This window comes from Methanobrevibacter sp. (assembly GCF_015062985.1).
In the GTDB taxonomy this organism is placed as follows: domain Archaea; phylum Methanobacteriota; class Methanobacteria; order Methanobacteriales; family Methanobacteriaceae; genus Methanocatella.
In genome coordinates, this window is record NZ_SUTI01000002.1 from 1 (window position 1) to 26,679 (window position 26,679).

Annotated in this window: 29 protein-coding genes; 12 read left to right on the forward strand and 17 right to left on the reverse strand. The window is 34.9% G+C overall.

From position 1 onward, the window contains the following. Window positions 1-227: 227 nt before the first annotated feature. From E7Z77_RS00920 to thsA, 8 genes are all read right to left on the reverse strand, one after another. Complete coding sequence (locus tag E7Z77_RS00920; RefSeq protein WP_292749171.1) at window positions 228-428, reverse strand: histone family protein; 201 nt, start codon at window positions 426-428, stop codon at window positions 228-230. 250 nt (window positions 429-678) lie between these two features. Next, window positions 679-1,875, reverse strand: coding sequence for a threonine synthase (thrC, locus tag E7Z77_RS00925; protein WP_292749173.1), 1,197 nt, complete (start codon window positions 1,873-1,875; stop codon window positions 679-681). A 41-nt stretch (window positions 1,876-1,916) separates the two neighbouring features. Next, window positions 1,917-2,531, reverse strand: coding sequence for a stage II sporulation protein M (locus tag E7Z77_RS00930; protein ID WP_292749175.1), 615 nt, complete (start codon window positions 2,529-2,531; stop codon window positions 1,917-1,919). Beyond that, window positions 2,531-3,628 (reverse strand): tryptophan--tRNA ligase, encoded by a 1,098-nt coding sequence (locus E7Z77_RS00935; protein WP_292749178.1) that lies wholly within the window; start codon window positions 3,626-3,628, stop codon window positions 2,531-2,533. The genes E7Z77_RS00930 and E7Z77_RS00935 overlap by 1 nt, the downstream gene beginning before the upstream one ends. A gap of 98 nt (window positions 3,629-3,726) precedes the next feature. Further along, on the reverse strand, window positions 3,727-4,242 hold the full coding sequence (gene endA / locus E7Z77_RS00940; protein WP_292749180.1) for a tRNA-intron lyase: 516 nt from the start codon (window positions 4,240-4,242) through the stop codon (window positions 3,727-3,729). Between the two features lie 92 nt (window positions 4,243-4,334). Beyond that, window positions 4,335-5,048: a metal-dependent transcriptional regulator gene (locus E7Z77_RS00945; protein ID WP_292749182.1), complete on the reverse strand. Its 714-nt coding sequence runs from the start codon at window positions 5,046-5,048 to the stop codon at window positions 4,335-4,337. 126 nt (window positions 5,049-5,174) lie between these two features. Next, window positions 5,175-9,185 carry an Ig-like domain repeat protein gene (locus tag E7Z77_RS00950; protein WP_292749184.1) on the reverse strand — a complete coding sequence of 1,337 codons (4,011 nt, stop codon included), beginning with the start codon at window positions 9,183-9,185 and terminating at the stop codon, window positions 5,175-5,177. A 531-nt stretch (window positions 9,186-9,716) separates the two neighbouring features. After that, window positions 9,717-11,360: a thermosome subunit alpha gene (gene thsA / locus E7Z77_RS00955; RefSeq protein WP_292749186.1), complete on the reverse strand. Its 1,644-nt coding sequence runs from the start codon at window positions 11,358-11,360 to the stop codon at window positions 9,717-9,719. A gap of 120 nt (window positions 11,361-11,480) precedes the next feature. Between thsA and E7Z77_RS00960 the strand changes: the two genes are divergently transcribed. From E7Z77_RS00960 to E7Z77_RS00975, 4 genes are read left to right on the forward strand one after another with little or no spacing between them, the layout of a single operon-like run. Then, window positions 11,481-12,491, forward strand: a complete 1,011-nt coding sequence (locus E7Z77_RS00960; protein WP_292749188.1) for a hypothetical protein — start codon at window positions 11,481-11,483, stop codon at window positions 12,489-12,491. A gap of 50 nt (window positions 12,492-12,541) precedes the next feature. Further along, window positions 12,542-12,697 carry a hypothetical protein gene (locus E7Z77_RS00965; RefSeq protein ID WP_292749190.1) on the forward strand — a complete coding sequence of 52 codons (156 nt, stop codon included), beginning with the start codon at window positions 12,542-12,544 and terminating at the stop codon, window positions 12,695-12,697. Window positions 12,698-12,736: 39 nt separating this feature from the next. Continuing rightward, the gene (locus E7Z77_RS00970) at window positions 12,737-13,189 is read left to right on the forward strand and encodes a hypothetical protein (protein ID WP_292749191.1); all 453 of its coding nucleotides are present in this window, start codon (window positions 12,737-12,739) and stop codon (window positions 13,187-13,189) included. 9 nt (window positions 13,190-13,198) lie between these two features. Next, window positions 13,199-13,837: a DUF116 domain-containing protein gene (locus E7Z77_RS00975; RefSeq protein WP_292749193.1), complete on the forward strand. Its 639-nt coding sequence runs from the start codon at window positions 13,199-13,201 to the stop codon at window positions 13,835-13,837. Here E7Z77_RS00975 and E7Z77_RS00980 read toward each other — a convergent pair. Genes E7Z77_RS00980 through E7Z77_RS00995 form a run of 4 tightly spaced genes read right to left on the reverse strand, consistent with a single transcriptional unit; the run spans window position 13,834 to window position 16,844 of the window. Then, window positions 13,834-14,040: a hypothetical protein gene (locus tag E7Z77_RS00980; RefSeq protein WP_292749195.1), complete on the reverse strand. Its 207-nt coding sequence runs from the start codon at window positions 14,038-14,040 to the stop codon at window positions 13,834-13,836. The two genes, E7Z77_RS00975 and E7Z77_RS00980, sit on opposite strands and share 4 nt — an antisense overlap. A 1-nt stretch (window position 14,041) precedes the next feature. Further along, window positions 14,042-15,244 carry a hydroxymethylglutaryl-CoA reductase (NADPH) gene (hmgA, locus tag E7Z77_RS00985; protein ID WP_292749197.1) on the reverse strand — a complete coding sequence of 401 codons (1,203 nt, stop codon included), beginning with the start codon at window positions 15,242-15,244 and terminating at the stop codon, window positions 14,042-14,044. Further along, window positions 15,244-16,107 (reverse strand): succinate--CoA ligase subunit alpha, encoded by an 864-nt coding sequence (gene sucD / locus E7Z77_RS00990; protein WP_292749199.1) that lies wholly within the window; start codon window positions 16,105-16,107, stop codon window positions 15,244-15,246. Before sucD ends, hmgA begins: the two co-directional genes overlap by 1 nt. Window positions 16,108-16,118: 11 nt before the next feature. Then, the gene (locus tag E7Z77_RS00995) at window positions 16,119-16,844 is read right to left on the reverse strand and encodes a hypothetical protein (protein ID WP_292749201.1); all 726 of its coding nucleotides are present in this window, start codon (window positions 16,842-16,844) and stop codon (window positions 16,119-16,121) included. 138 nt (window positions 16,845-16,982) lie between these two features. Between E7Z77_RS00995 and aroD the strand changes: the two genes are divergently transcribed. Continuing rightward, window positions 16,983-17,657, forward strand: a complete 675-nt coding sequence (gene aroD, locus E7Z77_RS01000) for a type I 3-dehydroquinate dehydratase (RefSeq protein ID WP_292749203.1) — start codon at window positions 16,983-16,985, stop codon at window positions 17,655-17,657. 8 nt (window positions 17,658-17,665) lie between these two features. Beyond that, window positions 17,666-18,271 carry a S24/S26 family peptidase gene (locus tag E7Z77_RS01005; protein ID WP_292749205.1) on the forward strand — a complete coding sequence of 202 codons (606 nt, stop codon included), beginning with the start codon at window positions 17,666-17,668 and terminating at the stop codon, window positions 18,269-18,271. A 44-nt stretch (window positions 18,272-18,315) separates the two neighbouring features. Here E7Z77_RS01005 and E7Z77_RS01010 read toward each other — a convergent pair whose 3' ends face one another. Together E7Z77_RS01010 and E7Z77_RS01015 are read right to left on the reverse strand one after the other, a co-directional pair. Continuing rightward, window positions 18,316-18,654: a P-II family nitrogen regulator gene (locus tag E7Z77_RS01010; RefSeq protein ID WP_292749208.1), complete on the reverse strand. Its 339-nt coding sequence runs from the start codon at window positions 18,652-18,654 to the stop codon at window positions 18,316-18,318. Window positions 18,655-18,662: 8 nt separating this feature from the next. Further along, the gene (locus E7Z77_RS01015) at window positions 18,663-19,877 is read right to left on the reverse strand and encodes an ammonium transporter (protein ID WP_292749211.1); all 1,215 of its coding nucleotides are present in this window, start codon (window positions 19,875-19,877) and stop codon (window positions 18,663-18,665) included. A gap of 285 nt (window positions 19,878-20,162) precedes the next feature. Between E7Z77_RS01015 and E7Z77_RS01020 the strand changes: the two genes are divergently transcribed. Genes E7Z77_RS01020 through E7Z77_RS01045 form a run of 6 tightly spaced genes read left to right on the forward strand, consistent with a single transcriptional unit; the run spans window position 20,163 to window position 24,238 of the window. Beyond that, entirely contained in the window at window positions 20,163-20,450 is a 288-nt protein-coding gene (locus tag E7Z77_RS01020) for a hypothetical protein (protein ID WP_292749213.1), read from the forward strand. 14 nt (window positions 20,451-20,464) lie between these two features. Continuing rightward, window positions 20,465-21,691: an HD domain-containing protein gene (locus E7Z77_RS01025; protein ID WP_292749216.1), complete on the forward strand. Its 1,227-nt coding sequence runs from the start codon at window positions 20,465-20,467 to the stop codon at window positions 21,689-21,691. Window positions 21,692-21,699: 8 nt separating this feature from the next. Beyond that, on the forward strand, window positions 21,700-22,248 hold the full coding sequence (locus E7Z77_RS01030; RefSeq protein ID WP_292749219.1) for a UbiX family flavin prenyltransferase: 549 nt from the start codon (window positions 21,700-21,702) through the stop codon (window positions 22,246-22,248). Continuing rightward, the gene (gene cbiT, locus E7Z77_RS01035) at window positions 22,249-22,812 is read left to right on the forward strand and encodes a precorrin-6Y C5,15-methyltransferase (decarboxylating) subunit CbiT (RefSeq protein WP_292749221.1); all 564 of its coding nucleotides are present in this window, start codon (window positions 22,249-22,251) and stop codon (window positions 22,810-22,812) included. Window positions 22,813-22,832: 20 nt separating this feature from the next. Continuing rightward, a complete protein-coding gene (locus E7Z77_RS01040; protein ID WP_292749224.1) occupies window positions 22,833-23,591 on the forward strand; it encodes a hypothetical protein in 759 nt (252 codons plus the stop codon). Window positions 23,592-23,608: 17 nt separating this feature from the next. Further along, on the forward strand, window positions 23,609-24,238 hold the full coding sequence (locus tag E7Z77_RS01045; protein WP_292749226.1) for a molybdenum cofactor guanylyltransferase: 630 nt from the start codon (window positions 23,609-23,611) through the stop codon (window positions 24,236-24,238). Here E7Z77_RS01045 and rrp42 read toward each other — a convergent pair. Genes rrp42 through rrp4 form a run of 3 tightly spaced genes read right to left on the reverse strand, consistent with a single transcriptional unit; the run spans window position 24,235 to window position 26,667 of the window. Then, the gene (gene rrp42 / locus E7Z77_RS01050) at window positions 24,235-25,020 is read right to left on the reverse strand and encodes an exosome complex protein Rrp42 (RefSeq protein ID WP_292749228.1); all 786 of its coding nucleotides are present in this window, start codon (window positions 25,018-25,020) and stop codon (window positions 24,235-24,237) included. The two genes, E7Z77_RS01045 and rrp42, sit on opposite strands and share 4 nt — an antisense overlap. A 12-nt stretch (window positions 25,021-25,032) precedes the next feature. Next, on the reverse strand, window positions 25,033-25,728 hold the full coding sequence (gene rrp41, locus E7Z77_RS01055; protein WP_292749230.1) for an exosome complex exonuclease Rrp41: 696 nt from the start codon (window positions 25,726-25,728) through the stop codon (window positions 25,033-25,035). A 24-nt stretch (window positions 25,729-25,752) separates the two neighbouring features. Next, complete coding sequence (rrp4, locus tag E7Z77_RS01060) at window positions 25,753-26,667, reverse strand: exosome complex RNA-binding protein Rrp4 (RefSeq protein WP_292749233.1); 915 nt, start codon at window positions 26,665-26,667, stop codon at window positions 25,753-25,755. Between the last annotated feature and the right edge of the window lie 12 nt (window positions 26,668-26,679).

Consider the following 26,679-nt stretch of genomic DNA (forward strand, 5'->3'; position numbering starts at 1 on the left):
TTTTTAGCAAAACTAAAAATAAAAATTTAGTAATTAATGAAATAATTCTAGAGAACTAGACAATATTAAATTGGTTCGTATAGTATATAAATGTTTTTAAAAAAAGACCAAAATAAGTAATTTTTGAAGTTAAAAAATAAATTTCGAAATAAAGAAATAGAAAAACACTTTAATAAAAGTGTAAAAGAGATAGTAAAAAATTACTATCTAAATGATCAATTGCAAATCTATTTAATTGCTAATTTTACATCATCAGCTTTTACAGTTTTTCTACCAGCGTGACGAGCAAAGCCTACAGCTTTAGCTGCGATTTCATTTCCGTAATCTTCGATTGCTTCGGTTAAAGCAACTTTTGCGTCATCACTAACTCTTTGTGCACCAGCATTTTTTAATATTCTTCCTACAGGAGCAATTGGTAATTCACTCATAATTATACACCTCATTTATTTTGTAATAATAGTTTTTTATTTGCTTATATATAAATATATTGGTTTATTAAAGCTGATTTTTAAAAATTTCAGCATAAAAAAGCAAACTGTTAAAACATAAAAACCGGTACCACTATATTTAAAAATGTTTTTCATAGGTTAGGTTAAATAAAAAAAGTGTAAATTTTATCAAAAAAAACCAAAATTAAAAAGCAAAAAAGTAAAAAAGAGAGATTTAACTAAGTTAAATCTACTTGTTCATAAGAATCTTTCTTAAAGTGTCTATATCAGCATCAACCTCAGTAGGTTGGGTACATGCATCAATAGCAGTGTTAGGGTCTTTCAACAAGTGTCCAGTAACAACACATGTTATTGTTTCGCCTTTATCAATGACACCTTCGCCTACAAGTTTTTTAAGTCCTGCAATTGAAGCTGCTGAAGCTGGCTCGACACCTATACCTTCTGTTCTTGCAAGCAATTTTTGAGCATCCAAAATTTCCTCGTCGGTTACGGTTTCAGAATAACCATTGGAATCATAAATTGCATTTAATGCCTTAATATCACTTACAGGTGCACCAATACGGATAGCAGTTGCAATGGTTTCCGGATTTTCAACAGGAACCACTCTTCTATCACCTTTTTTGAATGCGTTGGTTACAGGGCATGCCCCTTCAGCTTGAATACCTGTCATCATCGGCAAATCCTTAATGAAACCGGCATCGTGGAATTCTTTAACACCTTTCCAGATAGCTGAAATATTTCCCGCATTTCCTACAGGCAAAATGATCCTGTCCGGAGCTTGCCATCCCAAATCACGAACAATTTCATAACCTATGGTTTTTTGTCCTTCAAGCCTATATGGGTTAATGGAATTTAATAAGTAAAGATGTTTTTCTAATGCAAGGGCAGTCATTGCCTCTAATGCTTCATCAAAGTTTCCATTGATTGACATTACTTCAGCCCCATGGAACATTGCCTGAGCCAATTTTCCTAAAGCAACTTTTCCGGAAGGCAAGAATACGATACACCTTAAACCGGCACGTGCCGCATAAGCGGATAATGATGCGGAAGTATTTCCAGTTGAAGCACAACCAACAGTGTCAACACCAAGTTCCATTGCCTTAGTCATTCCAACTGTCATTCCCCTGTCCTTGAAACTTCCGGTAGGATTAGAACCTTCCACCTTAACATACAGGTTTACTCCAAGCTCGTCACCTAACTTGTCACATTTGCAGAATGGGGTTCCCCCTTCATCAAGGGAAACTATTTTTGTTTCATCAACAGGAATGCATTCTTTAAATTTCCATAAATTATCTCTTCTACCGTCAAAAATGTCTTTAGAAACATCAATTTCATTAACGAGTTCAAGTACAGATCCACACTTTTGGCAAGTGTAGATTACTTCATCATCGTCATATTCTTCTCCACAAGAAACACATCTTATCATATAATCACATTTAATATTTTTTTATCGTATATTATAAAAATTTAACTTAAAATTGATATTACAAATTTGGCAATTGGGATTGTCAGATAGGCTTCAATAAAACCGGATATCGCCATCAAAACTATTGAAACTAAAAATATTATGCAAGCCTGTATTAATTTATCATAGCTTGATTCAAACGAATCTGTCAGTTTATCTGAAAACGGTTTGTTTTCCTGATGCAGCAATGTCTTGAAGAATCTATAGATAAAATTGAATAAAATAAAGCCGCTTGAACATGCCAGAACACATGAAGAAAGCTCAAATATCCCATGAGGTATAATATAGAGCAACACGTGAATATTTCGAGAAGCGGCAACATAATATCCTACAAAAAATCCGTTGAATGCTAAAAGCACAGTGGAAAAGAAAAATATCACACCGAAAATAAACATCATAAAGATGATTCTAAGGTTATTGAAAAATATATCTCCGAATGTCAGCTGGATAGCGCCCGATTCCACTTTCCTTGCCAAATTTTCAATGACAGGATTCATGTAACCATATGCATAAGGCTCAAGCAGATATCCCAAAATCATGGAAATGATAAGAATAGCAGCTGAAATACATATGGCCAGCTTATTTTCCTGGAATGCTAATTTGACTTCATTCAACATTATATCAATGTTTGTGCAATTTCTTTAGCTTCAACCTGTTTTGCCTTTAAATCTTCCATGAATTCTTCCATCAGCTCGGCAGTTCTTACTTTACAATCGCCGCAACGCAAAGTACCGTTTAAGCAATCCTGCCTTATTTTTTCAAGTTCCTCATCGTCATCTATGAAGTGATATAAAAGCATTTCATAGATTACGCATTTGTCAACTTCTCCACCCAATTCCTGCTGCTCTTTTAATGACTCTCTTCCACCAGTCTTTGCGGATTTAACCTTTTTGACTGCATCTTTTGTATCGTCATTAAGATAAATCGCTGTAGATGGCTTGGAACTGCTCATCTTATCTCCTGTTAATCCTGTCAAAAACCTGTGGTAAGTTGATGCGGGAGTCAGGAAGCCTAAATCTTCATGAAGTTTCTGAGCGATGTCCCTTGTTAATCTTAAATGAGGGTCCTGGTCTATGCCAACAGGAACGACAACCTTTTTCGGACCTCCGAACTCTTCGATTTGAGGAAGCAAAATGTCAGCAACCTGAACCAGAGGCGCCTGAACATGAGCTATATTAGTTGATGGAGTGAATCCATAGATTGCTTTGAGTTGATTGAAGTTTGTTTTGCTTGAAGCCATAAAAGCCAAATCTTGCAATTGCTTATTTTGAGATTGCAGATATACGTTGACATTATCCTTTTCAAGGTCAAGGCCTAATGCAATCCAATTGGTTAAGTACTCGTCCACTGCAATTTGGCGGCCTTGTTCGAAGCTCATTCCCCTGGCGGCATATGATTCCAAATCTGCAATAGGAAGTGACAGCATTGCACCTTTCTCCTGATACCATTTCAACTGGTCGACGACCATCTTATGGCCGATGTGCATCTGACCGCTTGGCATCATACCTGTTACAACCGCAAAATCCTTATTCTGATTGATTAAGTTATTGATTTCATTGAATTCCCTATGTCCAAAAATTACTCCTCTCTTCATCAGCTTTTGAGGATTCTTAATGTCGTCTATTATATCTGAAATCTTTCCAATACCAAACTGATTGACCAACTTGTCATAATCTAGGGTAAATGATGCCCATGGATCTATTAAATCTGCCACATTATCACCAACAATCTCTTTTAATTAACTTTATGATTAAACATTATTATAATAATTAAACTATCTTATAAAAATATAATGGATTCCTTTAATTTTAATTAAGGTCTTGTCCACTCAATATTATAGTAGGTAATGTCAAAGTCATCATCAACAATTGCCAAAAGAAGTTTTTTATTAACACCGTGTGAAACTCTCACATAGCTTGCAAAATCAAGCGCATCAATGTCATAATTTTCAAATATTACCTTAACCAGAAAATTGGAATGAACCTCTCCAGGACCTTTTCCACGATTATACAATCTAAAATCAGATCCATATTTAAAACCAGTCTTAATTACATATCCGCGGTCTTTTAAATCACGATATACAACATATTTTCCATAAGCCTCTTGCTCTTTCAAAAGGTCAATAATATAACCTATGCTGCATTCAACATCATCCTCATAAATATCCAGACGACCCTTTTCCAATAAATAACAGGCTTCAATTAAAGAAATGTTTAATGAATCAGCTTCAATTTTACCAAACTTGCTTTTTTCATGCAGAGCTATTGGTCTTTTGCTTCCTTCTTCAATCTTAATTGATACAATACCCTCAGATAACTTTCCTCGCATTAAAACACCGCAAAAAGAAATAAATTATATTTAATGCTAATAATTTTGAAGCAAATATTATATAAATTTTTTTAAAAATAAGAAAAAAGAAGTTAAAATCTAATAAAAATATTATTAGCCATTTCTAATGGAATATTTAACTCTTTATTATCAATTGAAACTAAAAAATAGTTGCTTGCGTTATTATCATTAAATTCATACTTTAAAGTTGAACCAACTTTAATGCCTTTAGCTGAAATGTCATCCAAAAGCTCATTGCTGCCGCGAATGAATGAAATAGTACCCTCAGCATCTGAATTTAACTCGGAAATAGACAGCAAATTGAATTTTCTATTGATAATCTGGTCGAAATCGTTCTGGGAATAGCATTGCTTGCAACTATCAAAATCAAAATCGCATGCAGGAATTATATTATTGTTCGGACATAAATCTGGATTACTCAACATAGTACATAATGCTCTTTCAGCTTCGTCAGATAAAGTGTGTTCCATCTCACAAGCTTGTTCGTGAACATTTTCCTCTTTAATCTTTAGAATATCAGTTAAAAACTTTTCCAAAATCCTATGTTTTCTTGTAATTTTTTGAGCTATTTTCATACCTTCTTCAGTTAAAGTAGCTCCTTTGTATGGTGTATAACCAATATAACCCAAACTTTCTAATTTTTTTAGCATTTGAGTTACACTGCCCGGTGCAATTTCCAAATCTTTTGATAATTGAGTAGTTGAAACCTGTTCCCCATTACTTCCGTTACGATAGAGAACTTCCAAATATTCCTCAATATTATCACTAATCTTATCCTCAGACATATGTTCACCTATCAATTCATTACATTAATATTTAATTATTAAAGTATAAAAAAGTTTTGGTATACCTAAATAGCGATTAAAAATGAACATAAATTAATGAAAAAAATAAAATAAGAAGTAGAATAATTAGAATGAAATACCAGAAGTGATACTGTGTATACTAAATGAATTAGTATTCCAATTAACTACTTTTCCAAATGAATTTCTAGAGCTTGTCGGATCTGTAACAACCCACATGTCATCAATCAATACTTGAGCCCATACATGTCCATATGTGCTTCCACTACTAAAGTAACAAGTTCCATGAACATATCTGGCTGCTAAACCTGCAGTCCTGTACATAGCAATGACTAAATGTGCTTGGTCAACACAGTTACCAGTCTTAGCATCTAATGTTCCAACTGAACCGTATCTAGTATCATAATAGAAACTATATGAGATTTGATCCCTTACATAATTATAAATAGCAACAGCTTTATCATAATCAGTGGTCAAACCAGCAGTTAATGTATTGACAACTGCCTTGATTTTACTATTATTTACTTGACAATTTGTTGAAGATTGCAAATACGGAGTTAAATCGGTAACTCTATTTTTCTCATTTAAACCTGAGCCAGTAACATAAATCGGATCGACAGGAGTAGTTCCGTCTGAATAACGAAGAGTTACATAGTTAGGTAAATAATTATCATTTGAATTATAGAATACCAAGATACGTGAAAATGCATCAGCTAATTCTGAATAAATAACATTTCCAAAAGTTGTTGAAATATAGTCAGGCGGCCTATTTTTAACTTCAACATAATGTGCTGCAAGTCTTGCAAGTCTGAAATACCCATCCTTATCTAAATCAGCTGATCCAATATTATCTCCGGATGGAGAAGTTGGTTCTTTAACACCATAGATAATGGCAACAGCTGAAGCACTGGAGTTTTCAAGATTGTTGATAGCTTTACTCATCAAGTAAAAGAATTCAGGCATTGAGAATTCTATTCCAGCCAATGTAACTGAGGCAGGCAATTTACCGTTGCTTGCATAATAGGTTTTAACAGTATTGGCACCAGCAATAATATTCTTAAAAGAAAGTGATTTAACATTAGAACTGCTTTCTGATGAACTTTCCTCTTGTTGAGGAGTTGATGGTTCAGAAGCAGATTGGCTAGGTTTAACAACTGAATTAACAGTCATTGTACTAGGCAATTTGCCATTAACATTATAAGATGCTAAAACACTTGCGAAACCAGCGACTAATGCTTGGTATTTAATATTTCCTACAGTGGAACCAGCATAATTAGGTGCTTGACCATATGAAACAATGAAATTGCTAACTCTTTTTGCAACGTCCAAATAATTTGCTTTAGACAATGAAGCTGTACCTGAAATTCCGGAAGGATTTTCAGCACCGTTAGCTGAAACAGGTGAAATCTTAGTAGAAGATGATTTGCCTGCATCAATATATTCGACAGCTTTTGTCATCAAATATAAGAACCTAGGAGCAGAGTAACTGGTACCTCCAACACTGACTGTAGATGGAATTGAATCCACAGACTTGAGTGATGAAACTAATGAATTTGCTGCAGCAGCAACTTGTGCAATAGTTACACCGGATGAAGAACTACTTGAAGAGGATGATGAGGATAATGATTTGAAATCAATGTAACTGGTTAAACCCCATCTGAATATTATAACACCGGTTGCTTTACCGCTTAATGCTGCTTGAGCATCAGTTTTCATAGCAGATTGTGATAACTTTGTTACATCATCATCAGATACGTATCCTTGTAATCCTGCCCATACTTTAGCTCCATTTGAATTATCAGCAAACCATTTTGAAGTTGATGTAATCCATGAGGAAGATTTACCATAGTTTCCTTTATATATCATAGGAACAACCAAGTCCATATATTTACTAATTTGGGCAAAGTCCTGACCATAATAGTAAACATTACTGGTTGTTTCCGGCATTATAGCGCAAGAAACTATAAGATCTGAATTGACCCCATGAAGGGCACTGGTAGCCTGTTTTACAAACTGTGTAATAGCTGCAGTACCACCTGAAGTTTTATAAGCAGTACCAGGATATCTTAAATAATCAAAGTGAATTCCAGCAACACCTTTAATTTTTGCATAGGACTTAGCTTCATTGATTACTTTAGTGAAATATGCAGTATTCGGAGATCCACCGGAAACCGGATTAATCCATGATCCATCATAAAATGCCTGCATCCATATGTGAACCCTAATTCCTAATTTATTTGCACTAGCAATCCATGACTCGACAGCTGACTGTCCATGTTTAGTAATTGCATAGAAGTTCAAGAAAATATCTGTTGTGCCTTGTGAAGCTAAACTGCTTAAGCTAACACTTTTCATATCTCCACCGAAAAGCCAATAACCGTATCCGTTAGTTAAAGTTGACTTTTTAGAGACAGTTACCTGTGTTGTACCTGTACGTCCAGCATAATTCTCATCGCCGGTACTGTTAAACTTGTAAGTAACTGTATAAGTTCCAGGGGTAAGGCTTACAGAGAATGTGGCAAGACCATCTGCGTTTGTAGTTGCAGTATATGATTTGCCGTTAACAGTTAAAGAAATAACCTTTTTAGCAATAGGAGTTCCAGTTGGAGTTTTTAATGCAACTTTAAAGGTTAAAGTACCTTCAGTAAATTTGGTTACACTTTTCCAAAGAATTCTGGTTTCTGATCTTTCTTTTACAGTAATCTTGGTTGAACCGCTGACAGCAGCCAAGTTAGTGGCACCATTAAATGCATATTTAATGGTATATGATCCGCTAGCCAATTTGATTGGTAAAGATGCAATACCATTACTGTCGGTAGTTACAATTTGTGATTTACCATTAACTGTAAAAGTAATCTTTTTATTTGATAAAGGAACATCACCTGAAGTTAAAGCAACTTTAAATGAAGAACCTGATCCTATACCGAAAGTTTTTGTACTTTTCACGGTAAGTGATAAATCTTTACTTGGAAGAACATAAACCTTATTAGAACCGGTTGATGCTTTATAATGAGTACCTCCGGCAAATTTATAAGATGCTGTGTATGTACCTGCAGTTAAACCGGATAATTTGAATGTTGCATATCCATCGCTATCAGTTGTTGCAGTATAAGTTTTTCCATTAATAGTTAAAGTAATAGTTTTTCCTGCTGGAGGAGCATAGTCAAATGCATTAAGTAACCTTGTTTTGAGTACTTGGGAATCACCAATATATAATACGTGTAGACGGGTAATGAATTTGGTTTCAACTTTATTATATACCTTAATAGTATATTTTTTGGTCAAACCATCAGCATTATATAAAGTAATCTTATGGTAACCGCCTTCAAGATCGGATAAAGCTACATAAGCTACACCATTACTATCGGTAATCCTATTGTATACAGCACCATCGTCAATAGAAAATGAAATTTTCTGATTAGCGAGAGGTTTACCATTGCTATCTAAAAATGTTGCATTGAATTTCTTTTTATCAGCAGCAACTTTAGATATGTCCTCAGCATTGATTGTAGATAATATCTTAAATGTGTTTGTTTTCTTAAAACCAGTAACAGGATTGGTTGAAACAATAGTAAATGTTCCTGGTTTTTCATGTATTCCTAATGAAGCAACCCCTTTTGAGTTTGTTTTTACTGTATAAGCAATATCATTGACAGTAATTTTAACATTCCTACCCGCTAAAACATTACCGTTGTCATCATAGAATGTTGCGCTGTAAGGAGTGCTTCCCTTATAATATTTAGTAATATCTTTTGATACGATACTGTTTGCTGTAGAAGAAACATCACTTTCACTGGATGCACCAGTAGTGACCCCATCAGTAGCGCTTAAAGAATTACTATCCGAGTTAGTTGATAAAGTATTTGAATTTTCAGATCCTAAAACTTCTTCACTTGATAGAGAAACTTTAGATGAATCATTATCAACATTTGAATCACTTGATACAGAAAGTACTGATGAATCAGCGGTTTTCTCCATTGGGACTGAGACATCTGTGGTGTCATCTACTAAGCTAGCAGTATGCGAATCTGTAACACTTACTTCACTTGCTGAAATTGCACTAACTGAAAACAAGACAGTGAATAACAAGAGCAAAGCGAGTAATAATTGTTTGTTCAAAATATTTTACCTCCATAACAATTTTTTAAAAATCCATGAGCAAATTTTCTCACTTCACCAATATTTATTTAAAATATCTTATATAAACCTTTTTATTTGCTAAATAGCTTTAAATAAGTTTAATTTTTAAAAATAAGGCTTAAACTTTATGAAAATAAGATATTAAGTAAAAATATACTTGAATTAGCTTTTAACAGAATAATACTATATGAAACAATATTTAAAGTTACTTAATTTTATTAAAATGTAAACAGTAATTGAAATGCTTATCATATGAAATAACATATAATTATAAGCTATTTAATTAAAAAACATAGGTTAGTATAAAGTTAGACTAAAAAACAATTCATTTAACACGAAATCAGTGAAAATAAACAATTATAATAGAAAAACGAAAATAGATTAAAAAATTATCCTCCTGCGAAAAAGTTAACTTAAACAGATTGGCGTAAATATAATAACACATATACAAGTTTAATACAATTTATATAGAAAAAATAAAAAAAAGAAAAGAAGTAAAATTTTTCAATTTTACATCATTGGAGGCATTCCCCCACCCATTCCAGGCATTGGAGGCATACCACTATCATCATTACCAGACTCATCAGGTCCGGTTGAGTTTAATGCATTTCTTGCTGCAATCATGTCATCGATTCTTAAAATCATTTCACTTGCAGCACCTGCAGATTGTAAAGCTTGGATTTTTACTCTTAAAGGCTCAATTACTCCAGCTTCCTTCATGTCTTCAACTTCACCAGTGAACACATTGATTCCAATTAGACCGGATTTTTCGTGAGCAGCCTTAAGATCAGCAATCAAGTTAATAGTGTCTAAACCTGCATTTTCAATTAAAGTTCTTGGAATAACTTCTAAAGCTTCAGCATATTTCAAAATAGCTAATTGCTCTCTTCCACTTACAGATTCACCATATTCTCTTAACTGTTTTACTAAATCGATTTCACAAGCTCCACCACCAATAAGAACTTTGCCTTCTTCAATAGTGGCTGCAACAACACCTAAAGCATCGTCAATAGCTCTGGAGATTTGTTCAGTTACATAACGGGTACTTCCCCTTAATACGATGGAAGAAGCTTTAGGGTTTTCACATTCTTCGATAAATGTCAATTCATGGTCGAATATTTTATCAAGATATACGTGACCAGCGGTACCTAACTTATCTGGGGTTAAATCTTCAATGTCTGTTACAAGTTTTGCGCCGGTAGCTTTTTCGATTCTTTCCATATCTGATTTTTTAACTCTTTTATAAACCATGAGTCCTGCTTTTTTCAAGTAATGTTCTGCCATGTCGTCGACACCTTTTTGACAGAATAATACATTTGCACCGGAATCAATGACTTTTTGAACTAAATCCTTAATCATTTGTTCTTCATTATTTAAGAATAATTCAAATTGTTCAGGACTTGTAATATCAATTTTGGAAGAGGTATTCATATCTTTTAATTCAATAGGATATTTCATGATAGCAATTTTAGCATCTTTAACATCTTTAGGCATGTTTTTGGATACTGGAGCTTTATCAATAACAATTCCTTCAGCCAAGAATGAATCTTCAACAGAATCTCCGGATACTCTTTGAATGTTAATATTGTCGATATCAGATTTTCCGTCCTCTTTAATTCTTAATGCAGCTTCAACAACAAGATCTGCTAAGTGTTCTTTTGCATAATCAGATCCTTTACCGCTCATCGCAGTGACGGCTACTTTTTTAAGAGTTTCCTTATCATCAGCATCAATAGCTATTCCGTTTAAGAGTTCAACTGCTTTTTCGGTTGCATTTCTATATCCTTTTACAACAACAGAGGTTGCGATACCGTCTTCTAATAATTCTTCAGCTTTTGCCAATAACTCTCCTGCAATAACAACTACGGAAGTGGTTCCGTCTCCAACAATATCTTCTTGTTTTTTAGCTGTTTCCACAAGCATTCTAGCTGCAGGCTGTGCAATATCCATTTCACTCATGATGGTTGCACCGTCATTGGTTACTGTTACATCTCCTAAAGAATTAACTAACATTTTATCCATACCTTTAGGACCTAAAGTAGTTCTAACAATACCTGATAAAACTTTTGCTGCAGTGATATTCATTCTTAAAGCATCTCTTTTTGAATATCTTTCTGTTCCTTCAGGAAGAATAAAAATTGGTTGATTTGCCATTTAATAATCACCTTTAAATTTTTTTAATAAAATAATATAAAACTAAGTTTTTATACATATATAATATGAGTTAGAGGTTATATAAAAAGATTACTTATTAAACTAACTTTTGGTGTTTTAATGTATGAGGAAATAATTAAAGAGATTAAACTGAATTTAGGGGAAAACAACGAGCTGAACAGGAAATATCTGTCAACACAGATTGAAAAGTACAAGGACCACCCATATAACGAGGAGATTATCAAGGAAATCTCACGTATGATGTGGGATTGTTTAAGTGAAGAAGAAAAAGCGCAATTCATTGAGATTTCTGAAAACGAAACTCCCATAATTGATGTGTTGGAGGAAAGCTATCCCTTTATTGAAAATGGAGAATATGAACATGCACTGGAAATTCTCACTAAATTCATGAATACCTTCACACCGATGTTTGAAGATGATAAGGTGAGTGAGTACCACTATTTCACCAACCCCCTTGAGGAAGAGATTTTTAATAAATATATTGGTGCAAAAAAGGTAGTTAGATATATACCAGACAACCAACCTTTGCTTGATTTGTATTATGCTTATGGATTTTTACTTTTAGAGTCAAACAAATTGGCTGAAAGTGAAGCAAATCTCAAGAAGGCATTGAAGATCAATCCTGTTTCTTCAAGAATACTGTTGGAGTTATGTGAAATCTACAAAATCAAAACTCCAGACTTCAACAAGTTCTTCATGTATACCACACAAGCCCTTGAATATGCCTACTATCCTCATGACATTGCAAGATGCTACAGGAATCTGGGCTATTTTTATATTGAAGAGAACGAATTGAAAACCGCCGCAGGACTCTTTAACTATAGCATGAAATATGAATTAAGTCCCCTTGCGTATAAGGAGCTTCAATATATCAAATCCAAAGGCCAGGACATTGATTTGACTAGAGAAGAATGCATCTCCATATTAACAAGCAAAAACATCCAAATTGATGCAAATCCATTCATTATAGAAACATTGACAAAACTAGCAGACCAATATGACAGCGAACATCTATTCCATCAGGCATTATATTTCTATGAACTGCTTTTTGATTTGACAAATGACAGGGCGGTTCTTGAAAAAATGGAAAATATTCAAAGAATAATATAATATTAAATAATATAATATATTATATATTATAATAACAAAGGTGATTTTAAATGTGTTCTAGTGGAGGGCCAATGGCCGATATCGATTTGAAAAAATTAAAAACAAAAAAATACCATTGTAAAGACTGTGGCAATACCTTTAAAGGTCTTGGAAAAAAAGTAGTTTGTCCATCTTGCCAAAGTGACAACGTTGAACTTGCAGAGTAAACTTAACCTTTACTCTTTTTTTATTTTTTAGTGATTTTGATGAATATTGATTTCAATAATGATGAGATTCTCTTTCTTGAAGGTGAAACAGGAATGGTGGGCATCGTGAAAGTAGCCTACGAAGATAAGATGTTGTTCATAGCCACACAAGACAATGAGGAAATAGTGCAATTTTTGGAATCAGACGACATAATAGCAGTGTCAAATTTCAAGAAAGACAAAAGGGCAATAAGGTCACAAGCTTACTTAAGTCGTGAAGAGTCATCCCCATTAGTAATCTTAAATAAAGACCATCCATCAACAAAACGTTTAGAAACAGTAATATCAATTGGAGATGAAGTAAACCTGAACTGCAACATCACCCCTGGAACACATCCCGAACAGAACGTACTCTGTTCATGCGACAGCCTTTCCGGGCTTGAAATAATTAAAACATCCACTGGTGTTAGATTAAACAGGGATTTTGATAATTTTACTATCGAAAAATTTTAGGTTGAAAAAATGTTTCTAGAATCATTTTATACATTTTTAGGGCAGTTAGTAGTATTTTTAGTAATTCTCATTGTCATACTATTCATTGTAGTTTTGATATTGGGCCTTTTATTTGCTAAAAAAAATAAGATAAAATTCCCTAGATTTGTATTGTTTGTAGTCGATTCGCTCTATTCCCCCTTCAAGACAATAGCCCAGCTATTGAAACTTGACGAACATCTAATCGACAATATTGCAATAAGGGTTAGGGATGACATCAACAAGGAAAAATTCAGGGAAATCCCTGCCGATAAAACTTTAATATTCCTTCCTCATTGCCTTAGACATAAGGATTGTCCCGCAACACTTCAAAAGGAAGGTTTGAACTGCACTGAATGTGGATTATGCTCTATAGGTGTTATAAAGAAAAAAGCTGAACCTTTGGGTTACAAGCTGTATATTGTGCCGGGATCAAGTTTTGTCAAAAAAATAGTTATGGAAAATAAATTCCAGGCCGTCATTGGCGTGGCCTGCCATGAGGATTTAAATCAGATGATGATGTTGCTCTCCGATTTTTGTCCGCAAGGAGTTCTGCTTGAAAAAACAGGCTGCTTTGAAACAAAAGTAAATGTCAAAAAAGTTTTTGAAAAAATTGATTCCAAAAACTAATCATCATAATATCTCATAAATTCCAAAGATTCGGGAGTCTGCTCGAATTCATCTAAAAAGTCTCTTAAATCTTTCATAAATTCTTCTTTTCGTTTATCCAAATCTTTAATTTGAGAATAATCCTTCTTCAAAGCAATAGTCATTATGATATCATCAGTCTCGAGGGTTATTTCAGGGTAGAGATTTTCTAAAAAATCATCCATGTTATCCTCTACCAAGTTCCTGGTGGGCTCTTGCCAAATGCCCTGCAGCCAATGCACCTACAAGTGATAATTCACCTGCCAAAACGGTACATGCTACAATTTCTGCAAATTCCCGTGCTTTTCCTGAACCTGCAACACCTAAAATGTTCAGTCCCTCTTGAGCTACTTCAAGACTGGTTCCTCCACCTACTGTAGCTACAGGCAAATCAGGTAAGTTGACTGAAAAATATAAGTCTCCGTTTCTGTTCTCTGCAGTAGTAATACCAAGGGATCCTTCAACGACATGAGCTGCGTCCTGACCTGTTGCCAAGAATATTGCTGCAATCATATTGGCATAATGAGCGTTGAATGCCATGCTGCCTGAAGCGGCAGAACCTATTAAGTTCTTGGCGGTATTGACCTCAACAATTGCTTCAGCAGTAGTCTTGAGTTTTTTGGCTACAATGTCTTTTGGAATTATAATGTCTGCTATAACGCTTTTTCCTCTTCCTTCAACAATGTTTATAGCAGCAGGTTTCTTATCAACACAAACGTTACCGCTTAATGCAATGTGTGTTGCTGTAGTTTCCTGTGCTAACTTATTCAATATTTTTTCTGAAGCTATTGTCACCATATTCATCCCCATACTGTCACCTGTTGAGAAAACAAAACGAGGATAAACATAGCTTCCAACAATTAAGATAGGATCAATTTTAATTAATTTACCGTGGGAGGTTGTGCTTTCCGCAATTTCTTTTAACTCATCAAAATTATCGATAAACCATTGTTTAATCTTTAATGCATCGCCAACTCCTTCACACTTAATGGCAGGTGCTCGAGTCATGATGTCAGACACCACCCTTGCATTTGCCCCTCCTGATGCGGTAATGGTAGATGCACCTCTATTTATGGATGCAACCAATGCTCCCTCTGATGTTGCAAGAGGAACCAAGACTTCCCTTTTACAATATTCACCATTAACTTTTAAAGGGCCTGCGATACCCATTGGAAGCTGCAGAACGCCAATTGAATTTTCAATGTTCCTGGCTGATGCCCTTTCCATGTCAAGAGTGTAATTAGACATGTTATTTAACTCGATGCCTAATTTCTGTTCTAAAAATTCCCTTCTGATATCAGTCGCTTCCTTGGCTGAAACCTCTTTGTCAACCTGATAGAGTTTCATTTCGCCATTTAGCAGTTTATCAATAATTTCTTGATTTGTCATTACATAACCTTTTTAAGTAAATCTACAATTTCAGATGGTTTAATAGCCACCTCAACACCAGCTTCATTCAAAGCTTTTGTTTTACTTTCAACAGTACCGGAATTTCCTTGAATGATTGCACCAGCATGTCCCATTCTTTTGCCCGGAGGTGCAGTTCTTCCTGCAATATATGAAACTACAGGCTTTGACATTTCTTCAGCTATATATTTACCAGCCCTTTCCTCTGCAGTTCCGCCTATTTCACCAATCAAAACAACTGCATCAGTGTCATCATCCTTGTCGAATCTTTTTAGGATATCAACATAATTATCTCCGGTTACTGGGTCTCCACCGATACCTACGGCAGTACTTTGACCTATTCCTGCATTGGTAAGTTCACTTGCAATTTCATAAGTTAATGTACCGCTTCTAGAAATCACACCGACATTACCTTCAGCGAAAATGTGGGTAGGCATGATACCTAATTTACCTACGCCCGGAGAGATAATTCCAGGAGTGTTCGGACCAATTATTGTGGTATTCATCTCTTTAGCATATGCCATAATCTGCATACTGTCATGAACCGGAATATGCTCTGAAATAATAACAACCAAATCTAAGTGTCTTATTGCTTCAAAAGCTGCATCTTTTGCAAATTTTGCAGGAACAAAAATAATTGAAGAGTTAATGTCCACCTCTTCTTTTGCTTCTTCAATGGAATTAAAAATAGGAACTTTGTCTAAAAATTTTTGTCCTCCTTTTCCAGGGGTGATTCCTGCAACAATATTTGTATCATAGTTTAACATTTGTTCTGTGTGGAATGAACCTTGTTTACCGGTTATTCCTTGAACTAAACATTTTGTATCTTCATTTAACAAAATCATAATTAATTCTCCTATCTCAATATTCTAGTTTTATTTTCAAACGGAACAGCTAAATCTATTACATTTCCATTCATAAAAGCAGTAGCGGAGAATATTACGCTACCCGGCAATACATTACAAGTTGTTCCTCTTTTAACTAAATAAACATTTTTATTTCCAAGTGCAGCGCCAATCATTGCACAAGCAATTACTCCAACGGATTCTATATCTTCAATTGTGGCGACAACAACAGGATCATCCGTTTCCGGTGAAACATAACCTACACCAGGTATCTTTCTTATTTTAGGTTCTATATAACCTGAAATATCAGTCAGGTTTTTCATGCCCTTTGCAGCATCAATAGCTGAATTTGCAACATCTCCAACAAATGGCTCTCCACCATAGGTGTCAAAACCCAAAACAATAGCATCAGGATACCTGTCAGGCCTAATGCTTGCTTCAGCATATGAAATTCCTTCACCAGCACCTTCGGGAGTCTGTGAAATTCCAGACAAATCTCCGAAGTTTTCTGCACTCTCCTTTAAAATATTAACTATACCTTCATTAACGGATTCGAGCAGATTATCCTCAACAAATGCACTTACAACAACATCATCACCAGTGACATTTGTTAAAGCCACATCTTTTGCGCCTAACTCTTTTACCCTATAAAGGTTTCGTTCTATATTTTCTACTAGCATAGTACTGCATGACACATCATTTCTTGATATGTCTGCACCTATAGCTGTAATTTTCAAATTAACACCTTTAATAATTGATTTATAAATAAATAAAATATTGTATTTTATTGATATATTATTTGTTATTTAATTTATATAAATATTAGGAGTTTTTAAGAAAATTTAATTAATAAAAAGAAACTTAAATACTAAATAATGTATTCACAGACCAAAATTGCAATTCCAATTTTTCAGGAAAATTGTAAAGATGTAATTGAAGTAGCTCAAGACTGTATTGAAAAAGGAGCCGATATTCTAGAGTTTCGAATAGATGCACTGAAAGAGCCCGATATTCGCGAGATAAGACAAACCATTGAAGAAATTAATTTTCCAATAATAGCTACAAACAGAATCAATACCGAAGGCGGATCATTTAACGGAAGCGAAGAGGAAAGAATCAATATTTTATACGAATGCTGTGATTTGGTGGACTATGTGGATATTGAGCTTCAAAGCAATGATGAATACATAAACAAAATAAAAGAAACCGGTGTCACAACAATCGTTTCCTATCATGACTTTGAAAAGACCCCTGATTTAAATGAAATAATGTACATTGTCGAAAAAGAACATGAGCTTGGAGACATTGCAAAAGTAGCATTCATGCCACAGAATTTGGAGGACACCCTGACAATATTGGCTGTTCTTTCACACTGCAAGGATACAATTGCAATTTCAATGGGTGATCTGGGCAGTTATACCAGAGTCATGGCATCAAAATTCGACTCACCGATTACTTTTGCTGCAGGACGAGACGCCACAGCGCCCGGCCAAATAGATATCGAAACTATGAAGGCACTGCTTAATATGAATTTAAACATAATGGATTAGTGATTTAAATGGCTAAAAAAATAATTTTAGCTTTATTAATACTTATTTTAATAGTTGGAGCTTTTGCTTTTACGTTTTTAGGCCAAAACACAGTAGACGTTTATCTTGATGGGGAAAATGTAACCGTTAATACCCACACATTTTCAAACATCGACACCGCTGGCCTTAACAGTGAAATTTGTAACAGCACTGTACGAATCATGAATGACACCACTTCCGATGCAGATACACTCAAAGGCGAAATAAAAAATATCTGTGATAGATACGGATTGGAAAACCCAAAAATCACAGTTGATTCAACTATCGGACCTGACCAAATACCTGTCATTGTTAATGTTGACGGCACCTCAATGCTTCCAACACTGCAGGATGGGCAGAAAGTTCTTATAAACAAAAGCCATGACATCCGCGTTGGGGACATCGTTGTTGCAGATTCTGATGAATACGGTGGAATAATAAAAAGGGTCGCAGACATCAACGGCAATGAAGTCTATTTAGTCAGTGATAATAAAAACGTTTCCTATGAATACATTAACAATGTCTTATATGAAGTTAAAGGCATCACTACATGGGTTGATGTTTCAGACATCAATGGTGTGGTTATTCAATATTAAAAAAAAAGGAAATAATGAGAATTATTTCCAGATATTCTTTTTATCTAAATGGCGGAATCTCCTTCTTCGCCTGTTCTGATTCTGATTACATTTTCAACAGGGAAAATGAATATTTTTCCGTCACCGATATTTCCTGTGTATGCGCTATTTCTGATTGCATCGACAATTGAATCGACATCCTCATCCTTTACAACAATTTCAACACGGGTTTTCGGAATTAGGTCAATGCAGAAACTGGAACCTCTATAGGATTCGCGAATTCCTCTCTGGCTTCCTCTTCCTTTGACCTCAGAAACGTTCATCCCTTCACAACCTACTTCCAAAAGGGCATTTTTAACTTCATTAAACTTCTCCTGTCTTATAATAGCAATAATACTTTTCATTTTATCACCTAGCTAAAGTTGTATGCAGACTCCTCGTGGATATGTGTGTCCAGACCGCCTATTTCCTCATGCTCGTCAACTCTTATTCCGTTCATTGCCTTACTTAATATTTTAGCCAATATGTAGCTGATTGTGAATGCATATATCATAGTGGCTATTACGCTGATAATCTGTATAACAAGCTGTTCTGGATTTCCATATAGCAATCCTGTTGCTCCTCCGATTGCAGGTACAGCGAAGATTCCTGTTGCAATAGCTCCCCATACACCGGACATTCCGTGGATACCCCATACATCCAAAGCATCATCATAACCAAGTTTAGGTTTTAAATAATAAATTGCAAAGTATGAGATAATCGGAGCCACCATACCTATCATTAAAGCGCCAAAAACATCAACAAAACCTGCTGCCGGAGTGATACCGACCAATCCTGCAATTGCACCGGATATTGCACCTAAAACAGTTGGTTTTCCAACTACATATGTATCCAGGATTGTCCAGACAACAAGCCCTACAGCCGCTGCAACATTTGACACTATGATTGCATTTGCCGCGAGTCCATCTGCAGCAAGACCGGATCCTCCATTGAATCCCATCCATCCAAACCATAAAAGAGCAGCGCCTAAAACTGCGTATCCTAAATTATGCGGAATTAAGCTTGCTTCTTTTCTTTTACCTAACACCAATGCGACAGCCAATGCGGAAATACCTGAGTTAATGTGAACTACTGCACCTCCCGCAAAATCAAGTGCACCCATCTGCATCAGCCATCCTCCTCCCCATACCCAGTGGGCGATAGGGACGTAGACTAAACATGCCCAAATTGGAACAAATATAACCCATGCTCTGGTTTTCATCCTACCTACAAGAGCACCTGACATGATTGCACATGTAAGCCCTGCAAATGCACATTGAAACATTACAAACAGCAAGGTTGGAATTGTTCCATTTAAATTATCCAGACCTATGCCCTGTAAAAAGAAATTGGTAGGAGCACCAATCAATCCGTTTACATCACTTCCAAACGCAAATTGGTAACCGAATATAACCCAGATTATACTGATAATTGAAAATGCGATGAAAGTTAAAAAAATTGTATTTAAAACATTTTTACGTTTACTTAATCCTCCATAAAAAAATGCGACTGCCGGAATACTCATTAAAAGTACCAGTAATGTACAAACAAGAATCCAAGCTGTGTCGCCAGCACTAAAAACATCCATTTTATCTAAACCTTAAAATAACTTATATATTAAAATCCTATCGGAAGTAATATGTCGGAAGTATTCTTCCGATATAATAAAGTTGAACCATATCATATATAAACCTTTTTGTAAAAAAAATAATCCACCTACATGAAAGAATTAATGAAGTGAAAAAAAATCCCATAAAAAATATACAAAATGACCTTAAAATCAATTTTTTAAGAAAATATTAAATATTAGCTTTTAAAAAAAATAATAATAGTATAGTTTAATCTATTAAACAAAATAAAAATAAGTGTTATTATGAAAGACTCAGTAAAAGCCAATTTAATGATATTTTTAATAATTGCAGTGGTTTCATTCTGCATTAGCTGTGCATTTGCTAGTCTAACCATTACAGAAGAAAATGACTCATATAAATTGATACCTATTCAAAATGATTCATTTGAACCGAAATACATTGATGAAGTTCCAACAATACTTCCAAAAATTGAAACCAATTATACGAATATAACCAAGAATACTACTGATAACCACACTATAGAGTACATAAACTACACTTACAGAGATTGGAGTGACCTGGAATACTAATGGAGTTTGATTAAATGACTGAGAAGAAAAAGTTTATCAGGGACAGTGTCTATGGAGACATAAGCTTAAATGATTTTGAAGTAAGAGTAATGGATATGCCCCAATTCCAGCGTTTAAGAAGAATCAAACAGTTGGGTTTGATAAGTTTAATATATCCCGGCGCTACACACACCAGATTTGAACATTCTATTGGAACCATGAACCTCGGATCCAAACTTGCCGAAGAGCTTGGCCTGGAAAATGATGATATTGAACTAATCAGAGCTTCCGCATTGGTGCATGATATCGGACATGGTCCATTTTCACATGTCTCAGAAGGAGTCCTGTCCTTTCCCCATGAGGAACTGACCAAATTTGTAATAACCGAAACATCAATGAGAGACCTGCTTGAAGAAAAATTTGATGTCAATGAGATTGTTGACATAATTAATGGAAGAGGTTATCTGGGACCTGTCGTTTCAGGAGAGCTTGATGTGGACAGAATGGATTATCTTCTAAGGGATTCACATAATACAGGTGTTGCTTATGGAATCATCGATTATGAAAGAATAATATCCAACTTAACACTTGAGGATGGATTGATATTGGATATCAAAGGCGTTCAAGCTGCTGAAGGGGCTCTCGTTTCAAGATATTTCATGTACCCAAGCGTATACCAGCATCATACCACAAGAATCGTCAATTCCATGTTCAGAAGAGCCCTCAAAAAGGTATTTGATGAAGGCATAATAAAAGAAAAGGACATCTACAAATATGACGATGCAGACATTATAGGCATATTCAGGCACTGCGACAATGAATTCGCAAACGACATCATGTCCAGACTGGATAACAGAAACGTCATGAAAAGGGTTAAGACAATAAGACTGGACAATTTCAAATATCCTGAAAAAATGTATAAGATTGAAGCGAAAACATTGAGAAAAGCAGAAGAAGAGATTGCAGAAGATTACAAAATCGATAAGGATTATGTGTTCATTAATATTGCTGAATATCCTCGTTTTGATGAAATGAAAACTCAAGTTAACGTGGATGGAAAATTATATCCGTTGACCGAAATTTCAAACATTATCGGCGCATTGAGTAAGGCCCGATTTAACATACCAGACATCAGCGTTTATGTTGATGAAAGTGAAAAGTCCAAATTCCAGAAATTCAAGCTTGAAAATTACCTTGACTTACCGGAAATAGACAGAGAAAAATTCCATGGAATTCACTATGACCAAATAAAACTATTTTAGGAGATAAAATGATAGTAGTTGCAATTACAGGAGCAAGCGGAGTAATATATGGAATAAGACTCCTTGAAGCTCTGAAAGATTTGAAAATTGAGAATTCCTTAGTAATAAGCGATGCCGGAAAAATCGTCATTGAATCCGAAACAGACTATTCAGTCGAAGATGTTATTCAATTGGCAGACGCTTATTATGAATTCAATGACCTGACCGCTTCAATAAACAGCGGTTCATTTAAAGCAGATGCATTGGCAATTGTACCATGTTCAATGAAAACCTTGTCATCAATAGCTAATGGATATGGATCAAATACAATTACACGAGTGGCCGATGTGAGTTTGAAGGAAAGGAGACCTACAGTAATTGTCCCTCGCGAAACACCTCTTAGGAGCGTTCATCTGCAAAACATGCTAACATTATCACAAGAAGGAGCTATAATTTTACCTGCAATGCCCGGTTTCTATTCAACACATGACAGCGTTGATGACCAAATCAACTTTATTGTCGGCAAAATTCTGGACTCATTGAAAATTGAAAACAATCTATTTAAAAGGTGGGAGTAAATGTTAGAAGATAAGGATTTTATCAAATCCTGTGATGTGCCAGGACCTACAAAAGAAGCTATAAGAGCCATAATCCTCTATAAATCCGATGTTACATCCGATGACATAGTTGTTGACTGCGGATGTGGAACCGGAGGAATAACCTGCGAATTTTCCCAGAGGGCTCGTGAAGTAATTTCAATTGATACAAACCCTGAAGCTATTGAGATAACTTCTAAAAACCTTGAAAAATTTGGTCTTGGAGACAATGTCACATTGATTAACGATGACGGAGCAAATGCTATAAAAAATATTGACAATATTGACATTGCCGTTGTTGGGGGCAGCGGCAGACAGCTTGAAAATATTTTAGACATTGTTCATGATAAATTAAATTCAAAAGGCAGAATAATCATTACGGCTATACTTGTCGACACCAAAGTAGAAGCAGTAAACAAGCTTAAGGAGTTGGGATACAATCCTAAACTCATGGAAGTTAACGTTTCTAACGGACGTGTTCTTGACCGTGGAATCCTAATGATGAGTGAAAACCCTATAGCCATAATAACTGCTAAAAAAAGATAAAAAAAACTGGAGATTAGAAAATGGATGAACACAAACGTTGGAAAATTAAATTTTCAATTCTGATGGTTATTCTAATAATCATTATCTATGGGTCAAATTACCTTGTATTAGGTGATGCGGAGCATATCATTTCATATATCTGGACCCATTTAGGATTTATCCCAGTGGATATCCTTGTAGTGGCATTCTTACTCGATGAAATTATCGAAAGAAAAGAAAAAGAAGCCATGCTTGAAAAATTGGACATGCTTATGAGCACATTCTTTTCAGAAGTGGGCAATGAGTTGATTAGCCAATTAAGTGCAGTGAACAAATATAAAACAAACACTGAAAATTTAAAATCAATTAAAAACTGGAATCAAAAGGATTACGAAAACAAACTGGCTGAACTCAAAGATGCAAGCATTGATTTCACCGCAGACATTGCACCGGAACAAAGGGAGGAATTCCTGGAAAACCTAAGGTCATTGCTCGTATCCAAAAGGGAATTCATTATTAATTTAATAAACAACCCTAATTTGCTTGAAAAAGAGGAATTTACCGCATTGATAAATTCAATTCTCCACTTGGATGAAGAATTAGAACACAGAACAGACTTAGCTTTAGTCAATGACAGTGATTTTGGACATTTGAATGGAGATATGCAAAGGGTATACGATAAGCTGGTCTATGAATGGGTATACTATCTAAAATACCTTGACAAACATTATCCGTACATGATTGCATTGATCATTCGTACAAATCCTTTTGACGAAGATGCAGACGTATATGTGAAATAGACATTGGGAGATTTAATATGAGTAGTGCAGCTGAAAATGATGAAAATATTAAATCTTGCATTATTCTATGTGGAGGACAGAGTAGAAGAATGGGTCGTGATAAAGGATCTATGATTATTCAAGATAAACCTATGATAAAACACATTCTTTCTACTTTAAACCATCAAATTGACGAAGTTTTAATTGTTTTAAATGACCAAAAAAGGATTGACAGATATAACGAGTTCATCAATCCTCATGATTACACATACACCATCACATTTCTAGAAGATAATATAAAAAATAAAGGTCCCATGCCCGGAATAATGACAGGTCTTTCAAAAATCAGCAGCGACTATGCCCTGATTTTGCCATGCGACAGCCCTTATGTTTCCGAGAAATATGTCAAATCAATTTTTGAAGAATTAAGCGACGATTACCAGGCAATTGTACCATATCATGACCCTAACGACAAGTTGAAAACATCAGAACCGCTACATTCCATTTATAATAAGAGCATAATACCGATTATTGAAGAGTTGGTCAATGAAGATGTTTTGCATATCAAGGGACTGATAGAAAAAATAGATGCAAAATTTGTTTTGATTGATAATAAAAAAATAGAAAAAAAAGAATTTAAAAATCTTAATCGTCCAGAGGACATTTAAAGATTTTCAATTAACTCTTTTACTTTTACTACTGCAGTATTTACACAGTAGAGAATTTCATCTTTAGTTAATGGTTCTCTTCCACCTTTTTGCATGGAGCAGATGTGACCATCTTTTGTAACACCAACATTCAAACGAGCACTAGCTACTCTTTCTTCATCCAATGTTGGGTCAATAATCATTTTATCACCAATTTTAACGAAAGTACATAATGCCAATTCGTTGTTGATTGGTAAATCAAAGGTTTCTTCTTCACTGATGACTACTTCTTCATCCACAATTTCTGCAACAGGCAATTTAGTGGATTTGAGTGCAGCCATAACTGCTAATTCACATGCATCGAAAAGGTTTCCACAGTTGTCGATAATGTGCAAGTCAATGAATAACATCCAAACGTGTTTTCCTTCCTCAACACATAACTTATCCAATTCCACCAATTCACTTTCACGAATACCTCTGTCAACAACACGTGCAAGTTCAATGGAATCATCACTAGGTGGTCCCGGTTCGAAATTAGGATCAGCCATTGGTAACATTTCACAATTGGTCATTAATACACCTAAATCAGGAGTGTCTGGGAATGGAGTTCCTAATTGTGGTTTGATACCTACCATAACTTGAGTTCCACCAAGTTTTACGCGAGCAGAACCTTCAGCTTTAGAAATAACATTAGTTTCAATGGTAACATCTCTATACTCAGTTAAACCCCTGCCATCTTCTCTTTTATCGTTTTTGACAAGGTTAACAATACTTTGTCTTGTAATTTCTGGTACTATATCCATATTATCCACTCACTATTCTGTAGAATACTTTTTCATTAAAGCTTCTTTTTGAAGTTCACTAACTTTAAGACATCCTTCCATAGCTAAATTGATTGCCTTTTCAAATTCCTCTTCGGTTAAATTACCGTCACTTTGCAATAATGTAATTTCGCCGGTTCTTGGCATCATAGCTATTGGAACATCAGCTTGTCCTTCCTTATCCTCATATTCTGACAAGTCAAGAACAATTTCATCATTAACTTTACCTGCAGCACATCCTACAACAATATCTTTCATAGGAATTCCTGCATCAACAAGTGCAACAGAAGCTGCTGTAATACCAGCACAACGAGTTCCACCTTCAGCTTCTATTACTTCTATATAAATATCAATCATTGAACGAGGGTAATTTTCCAACATTAAAGCCGGTCTTAAAGCATCAGCTGTAATTTTAGAAATTTCAGAAGACCTTCTGTCAGGTCCTGGCCTTTTCCTGTCATCTACTGAAAATGGTGCCATATTGTATCTGCATCTGATTACACCTGAATTAGGTTCGAGTAATCTTCTAATATATGATTCCCTAGGACCATAAACAGCAACTAAAATTTTATTTCCACCAACTTCTAAGTAAGCTGAACCATCTGCACGTTCAAGTACTCCAGCTTCTATTTTAATAGGACGTAACTCATCAAATTTCCTACCATCCTTTCTAATAAATTCTGACATCATATCAACCTCTTAATCTGCGAAGAATTATTTATTATTTAATATAAAAGAATTATTTGAGTTTTCACCATAAGATAATGAACCGTCTTTTTTGGTTTTATTTTTTCTTTTTAATTCTTCAATAACTTTAGCTATATTGGGTTTATCTTGCTTTTCTTTTTTCTCTTCTTCTTCCTTTTCCTCTTCTTCTAATTCTTCTTTAAAATTTTGAAGTTTAGGTTTTTCTAAAACAAATTCTTCCTCCTCTTCTTTAACTTCTTCAGGAGGTAATTCACCATCAATAGCTAAATACAATTTGTTTTTAATTTTATTAGTTAACCCAGAAGTATGAGCTTCAGCTTCAATTAAATGAATTATGTTCTTGGTAAGTTGTTCCATGTCCTCGTCACCTTTAACCCATACGAGACCATTTTGACCAACAACGATTTTACAATTGGTTTTGTCTTTAATCATGTTGATCATAGAACCTTTTTTACCGATTAATCTAGGAACTTTGGTTGGAGCGATATCTACTATGATTCCTCCTTTGAATTTACCCATTCCTCTTCCTTTCAAACCGAGTTTTGCCTTCTTGATTTCATCAACATCGACAACTCTTAAAAATAGAACATCCCCAATATCATAAACTTTATTGAGTTCTTTTTTCTCACGACCAAACACTTCAAAAGCAGGTAAAATACCGGAGTAAGGTGAATTAATGTCTACATCCCACATTGAGAATCTGACATCATTAATCTTACCTATTACAACATCTCCTTTTTTAGGAACGTATTTGCTTTTAAGAGGAATAACTCTAAGTTTCTTATTCCTCAAAGAAACAAGTCCCATTAAAGAGGAGCATACTTTACCATTCTCTTTAAAGGTACCTCTTCCTGAATAGTATTCATCGTCAGCCAAAATCTGACCAGGAATAACTAAATCTTTATTTTCCACATATATCATAATAATCCCATA